General features: G+C 47.1%; 2 protein-coding genes. Both read right to left on the minus strand.

Translation table 11 applies throughout. The annotated features are described in order from the left end of the window. Positions 1-92: 92 nt before the first annotated feature. Positions 93-512: a hypothetical protein gene (locus Q397_RS0120245; RefSeq protein WP_028880925.1), complete on the minus strand. Its 420-nt coding sequence runs from the start codon at positions 510-512 to the stop codon at positions 93-95. 105 nt (positions 513-617) lie between these two features. Next, positions 618-1043: amino acid ABC transporter ATP-binding protein (locus Q397_RS0120250; RefSeq protein WP_028880926.1), on the minus strand; the 426-nt coding region annotated here is incomplete at its 5' end.

Here is a 1043-nt window from a genome sequence, read left to right on the forward strand (position 1 = left end):
CTTTGAACGCTTCATCTCAAATTCTCCTCTTTAGATTAAAAATCTAAACGAGAATTTTCTCACTTGAAACGGTCCAGTTTTTCGGAAGCAGATCAGTTTGAAATGAAGGTTGCATGAAAGAGTAAAGTATCCTCCACTTTAGTGCAGCGAGTCCAATTTAAATCCTTATCAAAGACCTGCACCCCTTCCAAGAAAACGATTTTATTGACGACCTCTTGGGAGACAAAAATCGCATCCGCACCGATAATGACCTTTTTGACATCATTTTCACGTGCGCCTTGAACAAGGACACGGTCACGGGACCATTTATCCGCGATGGGAAATAATTCTTCAAAATATTGTTCGGTGATGGTTTGCCGCACCAAAAAAGAGGCAATCTCACCGGAAGTTTCATTAAAATTACGAATGGAAAATTTTTCATACGCGCTGCTTAACCAAATCAGCGTCGCAATCATTACAGCCGTACTAAAGACGCCAATCAGCGCCATGATCTTACGGATCGTCCAGTACATCTCTCGACCTCAAGAAAATTGTAGGATTATTCCCTCCCACTTCTCGATATGGAAATTACAGGTTGCAGGGGCAAGCATTTTCTTGCCCCTGCAACCCTAATCGACTTAATGCCCGATGATCTGGCTCAGGAACTCTTGGGTTCTGTGTTCTTGCGGGTTGTTGAAGAATTCGTGAGGTTCGTTTTCTTCGACGATTTGACCGTCAGCCATAAAGATCACGCGGTCCGCCACGGTTTTGGCAAAGCCCATCTCGTGGGTCACGCACAGCATGGTCATGCCTTCTTCCGCCAGTTGCACCATCGTGTCCAGCACTTCCTTGATCATTTCCGGATCAAGGGCTGAGGTCGGTTCGTCAAACAGCATGATCTTCGGTTCCATACACAAGGACCGCGCGATGGCCACACGTTGTTGCTGACCACCGGACAGTTGACCCGGATATTTGTTGGCCTGTTCCGGGATCTTGACCCGTTCCAGATAATGCATGGCGCGTTCTTCTGCGACTTTGCGCGGTTCTTTGCGCACCCACATCGG

It is taken from the genome of Terasakiella pusilla DSM 6293, from assembly GCF_000688235.1.
Classification (GTDB): Bacteria; Pseudomonadota; Alphaproteobacteria; order Rhodospirillales; family Terasakiellaceae; genus Terasakiella; species Terasakiella pusilla.

Coding starts and splice junctions, on each gene's coding strand:
- Q397_RS0120245 (WP_028880925.1), bottom strand. CDS start 512: ATGTACTGGACGATCCGTAAGATCATGGCGCTGATTGGCGTCTTTAGT.